Source organism: Nocardia niigatensis NBRC 100131 (assembly GCF_000308655.1).
In the GTDB taxonomy this organism is placed as follows: domain Bacteria; phylum Actinomycetota; class Actinomycetes; order Mycobacteriales; family Mycobacteriaceae; genus Nocardia; species Nocardia niigatensis.
Map to the genome: position 1 here is coordinate 1 of NZ_BAGC01000049.1, position 13,577 is coordinate 13,577.

The window sequence follows — 13,577 nt, forward strand, 5'->3', positions numbered from 1 at the left end:
GGGCCGTCGTCGCGCCGCGCGCCCGGACCAGTCCGGCGCCGCCACCGGCGAGGGCCGCCGCCGGGCCCAGTACGCCGAGCAGCCGCCCCGCACCGGCGAGCGCCGTGCGACCCCCGGCGATCAGCCCCGCGCGGGCGAGCGTCGTGCCGCCCCGGCCGAGCCGCCCCCGCAATGGTGAGCGTCGCGCCACCCCGCCGCCGGAGGCCGCCCAGGGTGAGGGCCGTCGCCGCCGCGCGCAGAGCCCCGATCAGGCCGCGGGTCGCGGCGCCGAACGCCATGCCGCCCCCGAGCGCAATCCGGCTCCCGCCCCCGAGGGCGGCCGCCGCCGGCGCGCGCAGCCGGCCGAACTGCCGCCGCATCCGCGTCCGAATGTGCGTTACCGCGAGCGTGATTCGGGTCGCATCGAACGCTGAATCCCGGGCCTGGGACAAGCGGCCGTGGGCGCCCGGATTCCGGCATTGACATATGTGGCCGGGAATCCGGCACGGCGACACCCGAGCGACTCGAACCGTACATTTCCGGCTATCGGGAAATTCGGTGCGAAATAAGATCATCCGAAAAGCAATTCGCGCCCGCCACAACGAATGTGGCGGGCGCGAATACGTTTCGGAACGAGTTACGCGCGCGCGGTGCGAAGTTCGCGCGGCAGCGAGAAGACCAGCGTCTCATTGGCGGTCGTCACCGGAACCACCGCGCCGAAACCGTGCTCGGCCAGCAATTCCAGCACGCCCTCGACGAGAATCTCCGGAACCGAGGCGCCCGAGGTGACGCCGACCGTGTGAATGCCCTCCAGCCAGGCGGTATCCACCTCGCGGGCATAGTCGACCAGGTGCGCGGCGCGGGCGCCGGCGCTCAGCGCGACCTCCACCAGCCGGACCGAATTCGACGAGTTCCGGGAGCCGACCACGATCACCAGATCGCATTCGGGCGCCATGGCCTTCACCGCGGTCTGGCGGTTCGAGGTGGCATAGCAGATGTCGTCGCTCGGCGGATCCTGCAGCTTGGGGAACTTCTGGCGCAGGCGGTTGACCGTCTCCATGGTCTCGTCCACCGACAGCGTGGTCTGCGAGAGCCAGATCACCTTGTTCTCGTCGCGCACGGTGACCGAGTCGACGGCGTCGGGGCCGTCCACCAGCTGCACGTGGTCAGGCGCCTCACCGGCGGTGCCCTCGACCTCCTCGTGGCCCTCGTGGCCGATGAGCAGGATGTCGAAGTCGTCGCGGGCGAAGCGCTTGGCCTCCTGGTGCACCTTGGTGACCAGCGGGCAGGTGGCGTCGATGGTGTGCAGGTTGCGGGCGGCCGCGGATTCGTGGACGGCCGGGGAGACGCCGTGCGCGGAGAACACCACCAGCGCGCCCTCCGGCACCTCCTCGGTCTGGTCGACGAAGATCACACCGCGCTCGCGCAGCGTTTCCACCACGTGCCGGTTGTGCACGATTTCCTTGCGGACGTAGATGGGGGCGCCGTGCTTTTCGAGCGCCTTCTCCACCGTTTCGACCGCTCGGTCCACACCGGCGCAGTAGCCGCGCGGTTCGGCGAGCAGTACTCGCTTGTCTTGTGGGCCCCGTGGCGCGTCGGCATCACCCGCCGCGGACCCGACGATTCCGACGTTCAAAGGGATAGCCGAGGACATGGCACCAACAATACTGACCAAAACCCACAGGTTCGCGGCGCGTCTCGATTCTGGAGCGACTGGAGCGGGGGAGCCAAGCGGAGGAGCGGAGGGAGTGAAGAATCGAGACCTCCAGCGCCGCGAACCCGCCCGGAGCGAAGCGGAGGGCAAATAGACACGGCTTTTCGCCTTTGCATCACACGGCGTTTCGGGCAGGCTAGGAGCATGTTCCGACCTCCGTTCCTGGCCCGGGTCGCCGCCGGGGCCGCCGTCTATGCCCTCGAGGAAACTCGTCGGCTACCGACGACCGCGATCAATTTCCCGATCACCGCGATCAGCCAGGTGCTGCAGACCACCATGCACATCCAGCAGTTCGTGACCAGCCTCGCTCTCAAGGGCGACGCCGTTTTCGATCGTCTGCTCAACCAGGCCGAGGAGCAGCCCGCCTGGGCCACCTTCGATGAGGACGAAGTGGACGAGCAAACTCCGAGCTTCGCCGCCGAATCGGTACGGCAGAGCCGTTTCGACCTCTTCACCGAGCCCGAACCGGCCGCATTCACCGAGCCGGAACCGGTCGCGGCCCCTGAACCGGTCGCCGCGGCGACCGAGCCGGTGGTGACCGAGCCCGAACCGGTGCCCGCCGAATCGGCTGCGCAGGAGGCTGCCGAACCGGAGGCCACCGAGACCACCGAGTCCGCTGAGACCACCCAGTCCGCTGAGACCGCCGCGCCCGCGACGGCTTCCAACACGTCCACCAACGGCCACCACGACAGCACCGTCACCGAGCCCGAGGTCGCGATCCGCTTCGACTACTCCGCCATGACGATCGCACAGCTGCGGGCCCGGCTGCGCCAGCTGACCGTCGAGGACCTCGCGGCTCTCCTCGCCTACGAGCAGGAGACTCTCGACCGGGCCCCGTTCGTCACCATGCTGACCAACCGCATCGCGACGGTGCAGGCCAAGTAACCCAGCTGTCGGGAGCTCGCAGGGGTTTCACCCCTGAAACCTCTCGGGAATGAGGGGCTCCGCCCCGGACCCGGCACACGCTTCCGGGCCGGCCCGGACCGCCGGCATCGGCGGACCGCGACCGACACCGGTCGCTCGGGCTCCAGCCCTGGCGGCCGGTGTTTCTGTTCCATCGGATTCTCGCGGCCGGCGGCGCGGGAATTCCGTGTCGGCGGGCGGATTGTGCCCCACGTCGGTGGGCACTGACAGAATCGTGCGGTGAGCACCGATACGACGCCGCGGCCGCCGAGCTCGTCCGCCGATAACCCGATGCCGGTGCGGACGGTCGCCGTGAAGGTAGCGCAGTGGATCGATCGGCTGGGCGCGGTCTGGGTGGAGGGGCAGATCACCCAGATGAACATGCGGCCGGGGACACGGACGGCTTTCCTGGTGCTGCGGGATACGGCGGCGGACATGTCGCTGTCGGTGACCTGTGATCCGGAGCTGCTGCGGAATTCGGCGGTGCCGCTGCAGGAGGGCAGCCGGGTAGTCGTGTACGGCAAGCTGTCGTTCTTCACGGGGCGGGGCACAGTGTCGTTGCGGGTCACCGAGATTCGGCCGGTGGGCATCGGTGAGCTGCTGGCGCGGATCGAGCGGCTGAAGGCGCTGCTGTCGGCGGAGGGTCTGTTCGATCCGCGGCTCAAACGCCCGATCCCGTTCCTGCCCAATCGGATCGGCCTGATCACCGGCCGCGCCAGCGCCGCCGAGCACGATGTGGTGACGGTGGCGACGCAGCGCTGGCCGGCGGTGCGCTTCGAGATCTGCAATACCGCCGTGCAGGGTCCGACCGCGGTACCACAGCTCCTGGCGGCCATCGCGGCGCTGGACGCGAATCCCGAGGTGGATGTGATCGTGCTGGCGCGCGGCGGCGGCAGTGTCGAGGATCTGCTGCCGTTCTCCGATGAAACCCTGTGCCGCGCCATCGTTTCCGCGACCACCCCGATCGTGAGCGCCATCGGCCACGAGCCGGACAATCCGATCTCGGACTATGTCGCCGACCTGCGCGCCGCCACCCCGACCGACGCCGCCAAGCGCATCGTCCCCGATGCCGCCGCCGAAACCGCGCTGCTGCAGGAACTTCGATCCCGCGCGAACGCGGCGCTGCGCGGCTGGGTGGATCGCGAGGCCCGCGCGCTGGCCCAATTGCGTTCGCGCCCGGTCCTGGCCGACCCGCTGCGCCTGCTCGATCAGCGACACGACGAGGTCGAGCGGCTGCGCGCCAACGCCCAGCGGGCCGTCGACCACCTGCTCAGCGGTGAGTCCACCACCACCCGGCATCTGCGTGAAAAACTCTCCGCCGTCGGCCCGGCCGCTACCCTGGCCCGCGGTTACGCGGTGGTGCAGCGGGTGAACGGCAAGGACCGCGAGGTGGTCCGCGCCATCGAGGACTCCCCGCCCGGCACCCAGCTCCGCATCCGGGTGGCCGACGGCGCGATATCCGCCGCCGCTCTCGGCGCCCAATCCCTGGCTCCCCGCCCGATCCGGAAGGACTTCTGATGACCGACGACGAACGCGCCGAGATCGCCACCTTCGGCTACGAGCGCGCCCGCGACGAGCTGGTCAATGTCGTGAAGATGCTCGAGCAGGGCGGCATGGACCTCGACGACTCGCTGGCCCTGTGGGAACGCGGCGAGGCCCTGGCCTCCCGCTGTGAGCAGCATCTCGCCGGCGCCCGCAAGCGCGTCGAGGACGCCCTCGCGCACCGCACCCAGCAGGAGTGACCGCTAGGCGACGACCGTGCCCTGGTGAAAGACGATCTGCCAGTCCGGGCCGACGCGCCGCCAGACGGTCGACCGCCGGCTGACCCGGTCCGGCTGCCGCAGTAGGTAGGTCAGCAGAAAGAGGTCGGGTGCCAGTTCCTGGCACCGGAATTCGCTGGTCTCCCACACGTCCTCGGACGGTATCCGCTGCCGCTCGGCCAGCACTTCGAGCACGAGGTCACGGTCATAACGCTGACCGGAGGCCCCGATCTCCCAGAACTCGTCGGCGACCATGGCGGCGAAGTCCACGCCGTGCTCGGGGCGATGGAAGATCGGCTCCCGCGAGCGCAATTCGTCGAGAACGTTCATGCCCCCATCGCAGCGGATGCCCGCGGCCGGGTCGAGCGATTTACGGAATCAGCTGCGCGGCAGCGGCTGTGCCTGGCCCATGGCGGTGGCGAGGGTGCCGAAGGCGGCGGCATTGCCGGCGCCCTTGATGAGGACGCGGACGTCCCCGAAGTCGCTGATCCACGCGGGCTCGGAGCCGGGTTCGGCGTAGACATTCCACATGTGGTCGCCGTAGCGCTGGGTGCCGGTCCCGGTCTTGGTCGGCGCGTACTTCTTCGCGAGGGCGTCGACGGTCGCGTTCGACTGGGTCAGCTGCATGTACGTGCCCTGCGGGGTGATGAAGCCGACGGTGCTGGTGTCGCCGCCGCCGGTCCCGGCGATGGTGTCGTGGCTGCCCGAGTTCGGAGTCCATTTGTCCGGGTCCGTGTCGGGCAGGGCCGGCAGCCGGATCGGGAAGGACAGGTGGCGCGCGTCGTCGGTGAGCGCGGCCTTGGCATCGAAGTTCGGAATCCTGCCCTGGGTCGGACCGCCGGTGGAGAACGAGCACTGGCTCGCGATCCCGGCGATGACCAGGCAGATCAGCACCAGCGGAGCGAGCGACCAGATCAGGTCCTTGTAGTCGTTCTGACTGCGCGGCTTTTGGTACGACACGCACTCAGTATCCATGGGCCGCAGGTGCGACCGAGCTCACGGTCTCGGGAAACGTAAGTGCGTGCCGAGGGCCGCGAACCGCAATGCGACAATTTACCCAGCTTTAGACAACAAGGAGGCTCTCGTCATGACCGCATCCAGCCGCCGCGAGGCACCGGACCGCAACCTAGCGCTCGAGTTGGTCCGGGTCACCGAGGCCGGCGCCATGGCCGCGGGCCGCTGGGTCGGCCGCGGTGACAAGGAGGGCGGCGACGGCGCGGCCGTGGACGCCATGCGGCAGCTGGTGGCGACGGTTTCCATGCGCGGCATCGTCGTGATCGGTGAGGGCGAGAAGGACGAAGCGCCCATGCTGTACAACGGCGAGCTGGTCGGCGACGGCACCGGCGCGGAGCTGGATTTCGCGGTCGACCCGATCGACGGCACCACCCTGATGTCGAAGGGTTCCCCGGGCGCGATCTCCGTGCTGGCGGTCGCCGAGCGCGGCGCCATGTTCGATCCGTCGGCCGTGTTCTACATGGAGAAGATCGCCGTCGGCCCGGACGCCGCCGATGTCATCGATCTAGCGGCCCCGATCGCGGAGAACCTACGCCGGGTCGCGAAGGCCAAGAACTCCTCGGTCTCCGACCTCACCGTGTGCATCCTGGACCGCCCCCGCCACGCCGAGCACATGAAGGCCGTGCGCGACGCGGGCGCCCGCATCCGTCTCATCTCCGACGGTGACGTGGCCGGCGCCATCGCCTGTGCCCGTCCCGAGTCCGGCGTCGACATGCTGATCGGCATCGGCGGCACCCCCGAGGGCATCATCGCCGCGGCCGCCATGCGCTGCCTGGGCGGTACGCTGCAGGCCAAGCTGGCCCCGAAGGACGAGGCCGAGAAGCAGAAGGCCATCGACGCGGGCCACGACCTGGACCGCATCCTGAGCACCACCGATCTGGTCTCCGGTGAGGACGTCTTCTTCAGCGCCACCGGTGTCACCGACGGCGATCTGCTCAAGGGCGTGCGCTACTACGGCGGTGGCGCCTACACCCAGTCGATCGTCATGCGCGCCAAGTCCGGCACCATCCGCATGATCGACGGCTTCCACCGTCTGACCAAGCTGCGCGAGTACGCGTCGGTGGACTTCGTGGGCGACGAGCACGCCACCCCGCCGCTCCCCTGATCCGAGCGAAACAGCTTGCCGCCCCGGTGGATCCGTCCGCCGGGGCGCTGTCGTCTCCGGGGGTCGGCGGCACCTTCTTCCGGGTTCGGCGGCCCGGCCCTATTCCCGCCCGTGCTGTGCGGATTCCCTCAGGCGTGGCACCCCCACGGGCTCGGCGGCGGGCATAGGGTCGGGTTCATGAGCGAGGAGACGCAGTACCGCATCGAACACGACACCATGGGCGAGGTCCGCGTTCCCGTCGACGCGCTGTGGCGGGCGCAGACCCAGCGGGCGGTGGAGAACTTCCCGATCAGCGGACGGGGCCTGGAGCGCGCGCAGATTCGCGCGCTCGGCCTGCTGAAGGCGGCCTGCGCGGCCGTGAATCGCGATCTGGGTCTGCTGGACAAGGCGAAGGCCGAGGCCATCATCGCGGCGGCGGCGGAGATCGCCGACGGCAAGCACGACGACCAGTTCCCGATCGACGTCTTCCAGACCGGATCGGGCACCAGCTCGAACATGAACGCCAACGAGGTGATCGCGAGCATCGCGGCCCGGAACGGCGTCACCGTGCACCCCAATGACGACGTGAACATGTCGCAGTCGTCCAATGACACCTTCCCCACCGCAACGCATCTCGCGGCCACCGAGGCGGTGATCAAGGATCTGGTCCCGGCCCTGGATCATCTGCGGCTGGCACTGCTGGACAAGTCCCAGGAGTGGAAGTACGTGGTCAAGTCCGGCCGCACCCATCTGATGGACGCGGTCCCGGTGACCCTGGGCCAGGAGTTCGGCGGCTACACCCGTCAGGTGAGCTCGGGCATCGAGCGCCTGCTGGCCACCCTGCCGCGGGTCGGCGAGCTGGCCATCGGCGGCACCGCGGTCGGCACCGGTTTGAACGCGCCGGCCGGTTTCGGCGCGAAAGTCGTTGCGGAGCTGGCCCGGGCGACCGGCCTGGATCCGCTGTCGGAGGCGCGCGATCACTTCGAGGCGCAGGCCGCCCGCGATGGCCTGGTGGAATTGTCCGGTGCGCTGCGCACGGTCGCGATCAGCCTGACCAAGATCGCCAATGACATTCGCTGGATGGGCTCCGGCCCGCTGACCGGCCTGGCCGAACTCCGGCTGCCCGATCTGCAGCCGGGTTCCTCGATCATGCCGGGCAAGGTGAATCCGGTACTGCCGGAGGCGGTTACGCAGGTCGCCGCGCAGGTCATCGGCAATGACGCGGCGATCGCCTGGGGCGGCGGCAACGGCGCGTTCGAGCTGAACGTCTACATCCCGATGATGGCCCGCAATGTGCTGGAGTCGATTCGCCTGCTGGCCAATGTCTCCCGCCTGTTCGCCGACAAGTGCGTCAGCGGCCTGGTCGCCGACGTGGACCGGCTGCGGCAGCTGGCGGAATCCTCGCCGTCGATCGTGACCCCGCTGAATTCCGCGATCGGTTATGAGGAGGCGGCGGCGGTGGCCAAGCAGGCGTTGAAGGAGCACAAGACGATTCGGCAGACGGTGATCGATCGCGGTCTGATCGGCGACAAGCTCTCGGTCGAGGAGCTGGACCGCCGGCTGGATGTGCTCTCCATGGCGCAGGTGGACGAGAAGAACGAGTAGTCCGGCCCGTGGGTGCGGCGGAATCGGCCGCCGTGCCCACGCCACGGGCTTCACGCCACCTCGACCAGGTCCGGGTAGTCCTTCAGATCGATGTCGTTCTTGGCGTTCTCGGCGTACCTCACCATCAGCTTGAAGGCGCGGGAGCGGATGAACCTGTTGCGCAGCCGGATTCCGCGCGCGGTCCGCGGGGCGAGGAACCGTCCCGGGCTGGACGCGTCGGCCTTGCGGATGTGGCGCTTCATGATCTCCTCGTAGCGGGCGAACGCGATCGTGTGATCGCCACCGGCCGCGGCCAATTCGCCGGCCAGCACGTAGGCGCCGACGATGGCCAGCCCGGTGCCGAAACCGTTGAGGGTGTGGCCGTAGGCGGAATCGCCGACGAGGGCGACCCGGCCGCGTACGAAGTTCCTCATCGAAACCTTTGCGATGGCATCCAGATAGAACCCGTCCAGCGACGGCAGTTCGGCGAGCATGCGCGGTACCTCCCATCCCATTCCGGCGAAGGTCTCGGCCACGATGCGGCGTTGCTGATCGAAGTCGTCGCGCGAGTATTCGAGTTCCGGCGCGGCGAACATGTACAGCTGCGCCGCCTTGCTGCCGCCCGACATGGCCAGCCGCCCGGGGGTGTTGCAGCCCAGTGATCGCGACCGCGGCCGGTCGCCCTCCGGCATGTCCTGCCAGATGGATGCGCCCGCGATGGCGTAGTAGTACCCGTCGTGGGTCACGAAGTTCTTTTCCGGCCCGAAGGCGAGCGTGCGCACCCGTGAGTGGATGCCGTCGCAGCCGAGGACCAGGTCGAAGACGCGCTCGGGCGCGTGCTCGAATTCGACGTGCACCCCGTCGGCGGTCTCGCGCAGCACGGTGACCGTGTCGCCGAACAGATATTCGCACTGGCCGGCCGTCCGGCTGCAGAGGATCTCGGCCAGATCCCCGCGCAGGATCTCGATGTCGCCGCCGAGGAATTCGCCGGCGATGACGGCCTGTTCCGTGCCGTTCTCGTCGACCATCACCCAGTCGGTCTTGCCAGTCTGGCGACGCTTGATGTCGTCGAGCACGCCCATCCGCTCGAGCACGGTCATGTGGGTTTCGCCGGTGAAGTCGATGGCCTGGCCGCCGCTGCGCAGTGCGGGCGACTTCTCGACGACGCTCACCCGGAAGCCGTAGTGGTGCAGCCAGTAGGCGAGGGCGGGACCGGCGACGCCGGATCCGGAGATGAGGACGGTGGTGGCGCGCATGGCGGTAACTCCTTCGATAACTGCGTCTATTGGACGCTATTTATATTCAAAAGCGTATGATGGACGCAGTTTTACGTCAAGCCCGCAACCCGGAAGGATGGCGACCATGCCGGCACCGACCACCCTCGACCTGCTCTGGGGCTCCCCCGATCGCCCGCGGCGCGGACCCAAACCGTCCCTCACGCTGGAGCGCATCGTCGGCGAGGCCATCGACCTCGCCGACAGCGAAGGGCTGGCGAACCTGTCCATGGCGCGGCTGGCCGAACGCCTCGGCTGCGCGAAGATGGCGCTCTACCGCTACATCCCCGGCAAGACCGAGCTCATCGCGCTCATGCTGGACACCGCACTCGGCGTGCCGCCGGAGAACACCACCGCCCCAATCGATTCCGATCCGGAACGGTGGCGCGCCTACCTGCGCTCGTGGACCGAGACCTTCTTCACCCGTGTCGTGGCGCACCCCTGGGGGAACGAAGCGGCCACCGGGATCCGGCCCATGGGCCCCAACGAAATGGCCTGGCTCGACGCGGCCGTCGGAGCGCTGGACGGCACCGGCCTGACCGCCGCGGAGTGTTTCGACACCGTCGTGCTCCTGCTCGGCCATGCCCGTGGCATCGCCCAGCAGACGGCCGCGGCGGGCGAGGACCTCGAGGGCGAACTGGCCCGCGAGCTCGGCACCGTGCTCGCGGCGCAGGCACAGCGCTTTCCACACGCCGTCGCGGCCTTCGCCGAGACCATGTCGGGCAGCGCGGCCGAGACCGGCCGCGACAACGCCTTGACCTTCGGCATCGACCGCATCCTGGACGGCCTCGGCGCGCTCATCGCGACACGCCGGTGATCGTCTGATCTCGACGCGATGATCGTTGCCGCGAATATCTGTGCCGCCGCCCGGATTCGGCCTACGCTCGGCTCATGTCCGAGCTACCCGAGCTGAAGCAGGATCCGGTCACCACGGTGCGCGAGTTCTTCGCCGCGCTGGAAATGAAGATCGTGGGCGAGGCCCTCGAACTGGCCGATCCGGGCATCGTCTGGAAGAACACCTCACTGCCCGATGTGCGCGGCCTCGATCGTGTGCGCTGGGTCCTGGGTCTGTTCAACAACCCGCGCTTCGGTTTCCGCGCCGAAATGCACCACATCGCGGCCACCGAGGACGGCACCGTGCTCACCGAGCGCACCGACTACCTGCGCGCGGGCCCGATCGAGATCGCCTTCTGGGTCTGCGGCACCTTCGAGTTCCGTGACGGCCGCATCACCGTCTGGCACGACCACTTCAGCTGGGAGAACTTCCTGCGCGGCACGATCACCGGTGTCGTGCGCTCCGTGCTCCCCCGCTGAGGCGGGGAGAAACACTCTCCGAGGCCGCGGGAAAAGCGCGACGCCCGCCACGTGTGCGCGGCGGGCGTCGGCATCGAACCGCGCACAGGTGCACGGGTCAGGTCGTGGTGCGGATCAGGCCTCGGGGCGCAGGTGGGCCAGTTCGGCGCGCGCCTGCTCGCCTTCCGCGCCGAAGTCGGTGCGGGTGAAGATCTTCCACTGCTCGAGCAGCGGCGCGAAGACCAGTTCGGGTTGGCGCGCGGGGTCGTAGATGCCGGCCTCGGCGAGGACCTCGTCGCTGGAACGGCCGTCGGCGAGTTGCACCACCGGGACGTGGAAGTCGGCGATGCGGTCGGCGATGGCGCGCACGGTCTGGTCGGGAGCCACGTCGAGGGCCGCGCCGACCAGGTTGGCGAAGAAGATGGCCTGCAGTTCGTCGTCGGCGGCGAGCCGGTCGGCGATGGTCGCGACCATGACATTGTCGGCCAGGCGGGCGGTGTTGCGGTGCCGGACGGCGGCCGCGGTCTCCTCCAGGGCCCAGACGGCGAGCACGTCGGGGAGGTGCATGGGGGCGCGGCGGAAGCCGGTGGTCATGTGCGCCATGCGCATCCGCTCCAGCGCGACGGGGTCGACGGCGCGGGTGACCATGAGGTAGTTGCGGATGAGGATCTCGTGCCGGTTCTCTTCGGCGGTCCAGCGGCCGACCCAGCGCCACCACGGTCCGCTGCGCAGGTACTTGCCGACCTCGCGGTGGTAGGCGGGCAGGTTGTCGGCGATCAGCACGCCGACGGTGAGCGCGGTCTTGGCGACCTCGCTGAGCTCTGATTGCGCCGCCTCCCAATCGGTTCCGCCGAGGAAGGCGAAGTTGCGGCCGGCGTCCCACGGCACGTAGTCGTGGGGCTGCCACTCCGGGGCGACGGCGATATGCCGCTCGAGGTTGGTCTCCACCTCCGCCGCGAGTGATTCCAGCAGGTCCCGATCGGCCAAAACGTTCTGCACGCGAACAACCTAGCGGCATCGGGGCAAACATGGGGACCTTCGCCAGGTATTCGAATCGGCTATGTCCGGACCGGAACCGGGAGGCTGTCGCAACCGCTGATTTCGTGAGATGCGGGTAACTTCCCCGGGCACGCCCGCAATAGTTTCGGCACCCGGCCGCCCGCACGCATACGCGATACCGACGGCTCTCAGCTGGGCGCTGAAGTCCCGGTGAGGCGGTACTGCTACTTCTCGGTGACCGTGGTCCTGTTGTCCACCCAGGTGAGCAATTCGGCGAATCGGACAGCGCTCGCAGAATAGGCGGCCGAGCTGGAATTACGCCGAAAAGTACCCTCGCACATCCGGGTCGAAACACTTGCCAAAAAATTGCCCGGCCGGAGGGCGCGTCGCTCTCCGACCGGGCAGATCCCTTCTAGCGGCACTCAGAAACCGCTACCGGGCGTCAGGAATTGGGCCCGAACTCCTCCAGCATCTCGGTGACCAGTGCCGCGATCGGAGACCGCTCACTGCGGGTCAGAGTGACGTGCGCGAACAACGGGTGCCCCTTGAGCTTTTCGATCACGGCGGCCACGCCGTCGTGCCGGCCCACGCGCAGGTTGTCGCGCTGCGCGACATCGTGGGTGAGCACCACCCGCGACCCGCTGCCCAACCGGCTCAGCACCGTGAGCAGCACATTGCGTTCCAGGGACTGCGCCTCGTCCACGATCACGAAGGAGTCGTGCAGCGAGCGCCCGCGAATGTGGGTGAGCGGCAGCACTTCCAACATGCCGCGCGCCTGCACCTCCTCCATCACCTCAGGGCTGGCCAGCCCGTCGAGGGTGTCGAAGACGGCCTGCGCCCACGGCCCCATCTTCTCGCTCTCGGAGCCCGGCAGATAGCCGAGCTCCTGTCCGCCCACCGCGTAGAGCGGCCGGAACACCACCACCTTCCGATGCGAGCGGCGCTCGAGCACCGCCTCGAGTCCCGCGGTGAGCGCCAGCGCGGATTTGCCGGTGCCGGCCCGCCCGCCGAGCGAGATGATGCCGACGCTCTCGTCGAGCAGCAGATCCAGCGCGATGCGCTGTTCGGCCGAGCGCCCGTGCAGCCCGAAGGCCTCGCGATCGCCGCGCACCAGTTGCACCCGCTTGTCCGGCGTCACTCGCGCCAGCGCGCTGCCGCGCGGGCTGAGCATCCGAATTCCGGTGTGGCAGGGCATGTCCCGCGCCTCGTCGAGATCGATGACGCTGTCGGAGTAGAGCTTGTCGACGGTGCCGGTGGCGACCTCCAATTCCACCATGCCGGTCCAGCCGGAGGTGACGACGTCCTGCGCGTGGTACTCGTCGGCCCGCAGGCCGACCGCGCCGGCCTTGACGCGCAGCGGAATGTCCTTGGACACCAGCACGACTCGCTGCCCCTCGGCCGCCAGGTTGAGCGCGCAGGCCAGGATGCGGGAATCGTTGGTGTCGGTACGGAATCCGACGGGCAATACGGTTGGGTCGGTGTGGTTCAACTCCACCTGGAGTGTCCCGCCCTGGGTGCCGACCGACACCCGCTGATCGAGCCGACCGTGTGCCAGACGCATGTCGTCCAGCATGCGCAGTGCCTCGCGAGCGAACCAGCCGAGTTCGTGGTGATGGCGTTTCGCCTCGAGTTCACTGATCACCACCAGCGGCAGCACCACATGGTGCTCGCCGAAGCGGGTCAGTGCCCAGGGGTCGGACAGCAACACCGACGTGTCGACTACGAATGTTTTCGGTCCGGAATCGGACGACTGCGAGGCGCGAACTCCCCGTGTCGTGGTCCGCGGGCCCTGGTCAGAGCCGGCGTCCCTGCTGGGAGCGTTGACGGAGCGTGCATCAGTCACGGTGGGCTCCTTTGCCACTCGCGCGACACCGCGCGAGCGTTCTCGCTGGGCCGGTCAGCCTTGGGGTCGTACGACCCGAGGGCCGGGTGCCGGCCCCCTCGCACTGAGTTGCTCAGTCACGATCAGGACC

At 68.8% G+C, this 13,577-nt stretch carries 14 protein-coding genes; 8 read left to right on the forward strand and 6 right to left on the reverse strand.

What is annotated here, in order from left to right; translation table 11 throughout:
- Positions 1-143: 143 nt before the first annotated feature.
- Positions 144-413, forward strand: coding sequence for a single stranded DNA-binding domain-containing protein (locus tag ON33_RS23535; protein ID WP_040861245.1), 270 nt, complete (start codon positions 144-146; stop codon positions 411-413).
- 203 nt (positions 414-616) lie between these two features.
- Here the strand turns inward: ON33_RS23535 and ON33_RS23540 are convergent, their stop codons facing one another.
- The gene (locus ON33_RS23540) at positions 617-1,633 is read right to left on the reverse strand and encodes a 4-hydroxy-3-methylbut-2-enyl diphosphate reductase (protein ID WP_040861246.1); all 1,017 of its coding nucleotides are present in this window, start codon (positions 1,631-1,633) and stop codon (positions 617-619) included.
- Positions 1,634-1,837: 204 nt separating this feature from the next.
- On the opposite strand from ON33_RS23540, the gene ON33_RS23545 reads away from it, so the two are divergent.
- The 3 genes from ON33_RS23545 to ON33_RS23555 all read left to right on the forward strand — a co-directional run bounded on the left by ON33_RS23545 (position 1,838) and on the right by ON33_RS23555 (position 4,338).
- On the forward strand, positions 1,838-2,578 hold the full coding sequence (locus tag ON33_RS23545) for a lipid droplet-associated protein (RefSeq protein WP_040861247.1): 741 nt from the start codon (positions 1,838-1,840) through the stop codon (positions 2,576-2,578).
- Between the two features lie 309 nt (positions 2,579-2,887).
- On the forward strand, positions 2,888-4,114 hold the full coding sequence (gene xseA, locus ON33_RS23550) for an exodeoxyribonuclease VII large subunit (protein ID WP_051152701.1): 1,227 nt from the start codon (positions 2,888-2,890) through the stop codon (positions 4,112-4,114).
- The gene (locus tag ON33_RS23555) at positions 4,114-4,338 is read left to right on the forward strand and encodes an exodeoxyribonuclease VII small subunit (protein ID WP_040861248.1); all 225 of its coding nucleotides are present in this window, start codon (positions 4,114-4,116) and stop codon (positions 4,336-4,338) included. Before xseA ends, ON33_RS23555 begins: the two co-directional genes overlap by 1 nt.
- A 3-nt stretch (positions 4,339-4,341) precedes the next feature.
- On the opposite strand, the gene ON33_RS23560 is transcribed toward ON33_RS23555, so the two are convergent.
- Both ON33_RS23560 and ON33_RS23565 read right to left on the reverse strand, forming a co-directional pair.
- Complete coding sequence (locus tag ON33_RS23560) at positions 4,342-4,686, reverse strand: nuclear transport factor 2 family protein (RefSeq protein ID WP_040861249.1); 345 nt, start codon at positions 4,684-4,686, stop codon at positions 4,342-4,344.
- A 48-nt stretch (positions 4,687-4,734) separates the two neighbouring features.
- On the reverse strand, positions 4,735-5,316 hold the full coding sequence (locus ON33_RS23565; protein WP_040861250.1) for a DUF4245 domain-containing protein: 582 nt from the start codon (positions 5,314-5,316) through the stop codon (positions 4,735-4,737).
- A 127-nt stretch (positions 5,317-5,443) separates the two neighbouring features.
- On the opposite strand from ON33_RS23565, the gene glpX reads away from it, so the two are divergent.
- A complete protein-coding gene (gene glpX, locus ON33_RS23570; RefSeq protein ID WP_040861251.1) occupies positions 5,444-6,475 on the forward strand; it encodes a class II fructose-bisphosphatase in 1,032 nt (343 codons plus the stop codon).
- Between the two features lie 177 nt (positions 6,476-6,652).
- A complete protein-coding gene (locus ON33_RS23575) occupies positions 6,653-8,059 on the forward strand; it encodes a class II fumarate hydratase (protein WP_040861252.1) in 1,407 nt (468 codons plus the stop codon).
- 50 nt (positions 8,060-8,109) lie between these two features.
- Here the strand turns inward: ON33_RS23575 and ON33_RS23580 are convergent, their stop codons facing one another.
- Positions 8,110-9,294 carry an FAD-dependent monooxygenase gene (locus ON33_RS23580; RefSeq protein WP_040861253.1) on the reverse strand — a complete coding sequence of 395 codons (1,185 nt, stop codon included), beginning with the start codon at positions 9,292-9,294 and terminating at the stop codon, positions 8,110-8,112.
- 106 nt (positions 9,295-9,400) lie between these two features.
- Between ON33_RS23580 and ON33_RS23585 the strand changes: the two genes are divergently transcribed.
- Together ON33_RS23585 and ON33_RS23590 are read left to right on the forward strand one after the other, a co-directional pair.
- The gene (locus tag ON33_RS23585) at positions 9,401-10,129 is read left to right on the forward strand and encodes a TetR/AcrR family transcriptional regulator (protein WP_040861276.1); all 729 of its coding nucleotides are present in this window, start codon (positions 9,401-9,403) and stop codon (positions 10,127-10,129) included.
- A 74-nt stretch (positions 10,130-10,203) separates the two neighbouring features.
- Positions 10,204-10,626, forward strand: coding sequence for a limonene-1,2-epoxide hydrolase family protein (locus ON33_RS23590; protein WP_040861254.1), 423 nt, complete (start codon positions 10,204-10,206; stop codon positions 10,624-10,626).
- 114 nt (positions 10,627-10,740) lie between these two features.
- Here the strand turns inward: ON33_RS23590 and ON33_RS23595 are convergent, their stop codons facing one another.
- A complete protein-coding gene (locus tag ON33_RS23595; protein ID WP_040861255.1) occupies positions 10,741-11,604 on the reverse strand; it encodes an acyl-ACP desaturase in 864 nt (287 codons plus the stop codon).
- Between the two features lie 442 nt (positions 11,605-12,046).
- Complete coding sequence (gene phoH2, locus ON33_RS23600) at positions 12,047-13,447, reverse strand: RNA 5'-3' helicase PhoH2 (RefSeq protein WP_083869241.1); 1,401 nt, start codon at positions 13,445-13,447, stop codon at positions 12,047-12,049.
- Positions 13,448-13,577 lie beyond the last annotated feature (130 nt).

Coding starts and splice junctions, on each gene's coding strand:
- ON33_RS23580 (WP_040861253.1), bottom strand. CDS start 9,294: ATGCGCGCCACCACCGTCCTCATCTCCGGATCCGGCGTCGCCGGTCCC.
- ON33_RS23545 (WP_040861247.1), top strand. CDS start 1,838: ATGTTCCGACCTCCGTTCCTGGCCCGGGTCGCCGCCGGGGCCGCCGTC.
- ON33_RS23575 (WP_040861252.1), top strand. CDS start 6,653: ATGAGCGAGGAGACGCAGTACCGCATCGAACACGACACCATGGGCGAG.
- ON33_RS23560 (WP_040861249.1), bottom strand. CDS start 4,686: ATGAACGTTCTCGACGAATTGCGCTCGCGGGAGCCGATCTTCCATCGC.
- ON33_RS23590 (WP_040861254.1), top strand. CDS start 10,204: ATGTCCGAGCTACCCGAGCTGAAGCAGGATCCGGTCACCACGGTGCGC.
- ON33_RS23555 (WP_040861248.1), top strand. CDS start 4,114: ATGACCGACGACGAACGCGCCGAGATCGCCACCTTCGGCTACGAGCGC.
- glpX (WP_040861251.1), top strand. CDS start 5,444: ATGACCGCATCCAGCCGCCGCGAGGCACCGGACCGCAACCTAGCGCTC.
- ON33_RS23585 (WP_040861276.1), top strand. CDS start 9,401: ATGCCGGCACCGACCACCCTCGACCTGCTCTGGGGCTCCCCCGATCGC.
- xseA (WP_051152701.1), top strand. CDS start 2,888: ATGCCGGTGCGGACGGTCGCCGTGAAGGTAGCGCAGTGGATCGATCGG.
- ON33_RS23540 (WP_040861246.1), bottom strand. CDS start 1,633: ATGTCCTCGGCTATCCCTTTGAACGTCGGAATCGTCGGGTCCGCGGCG.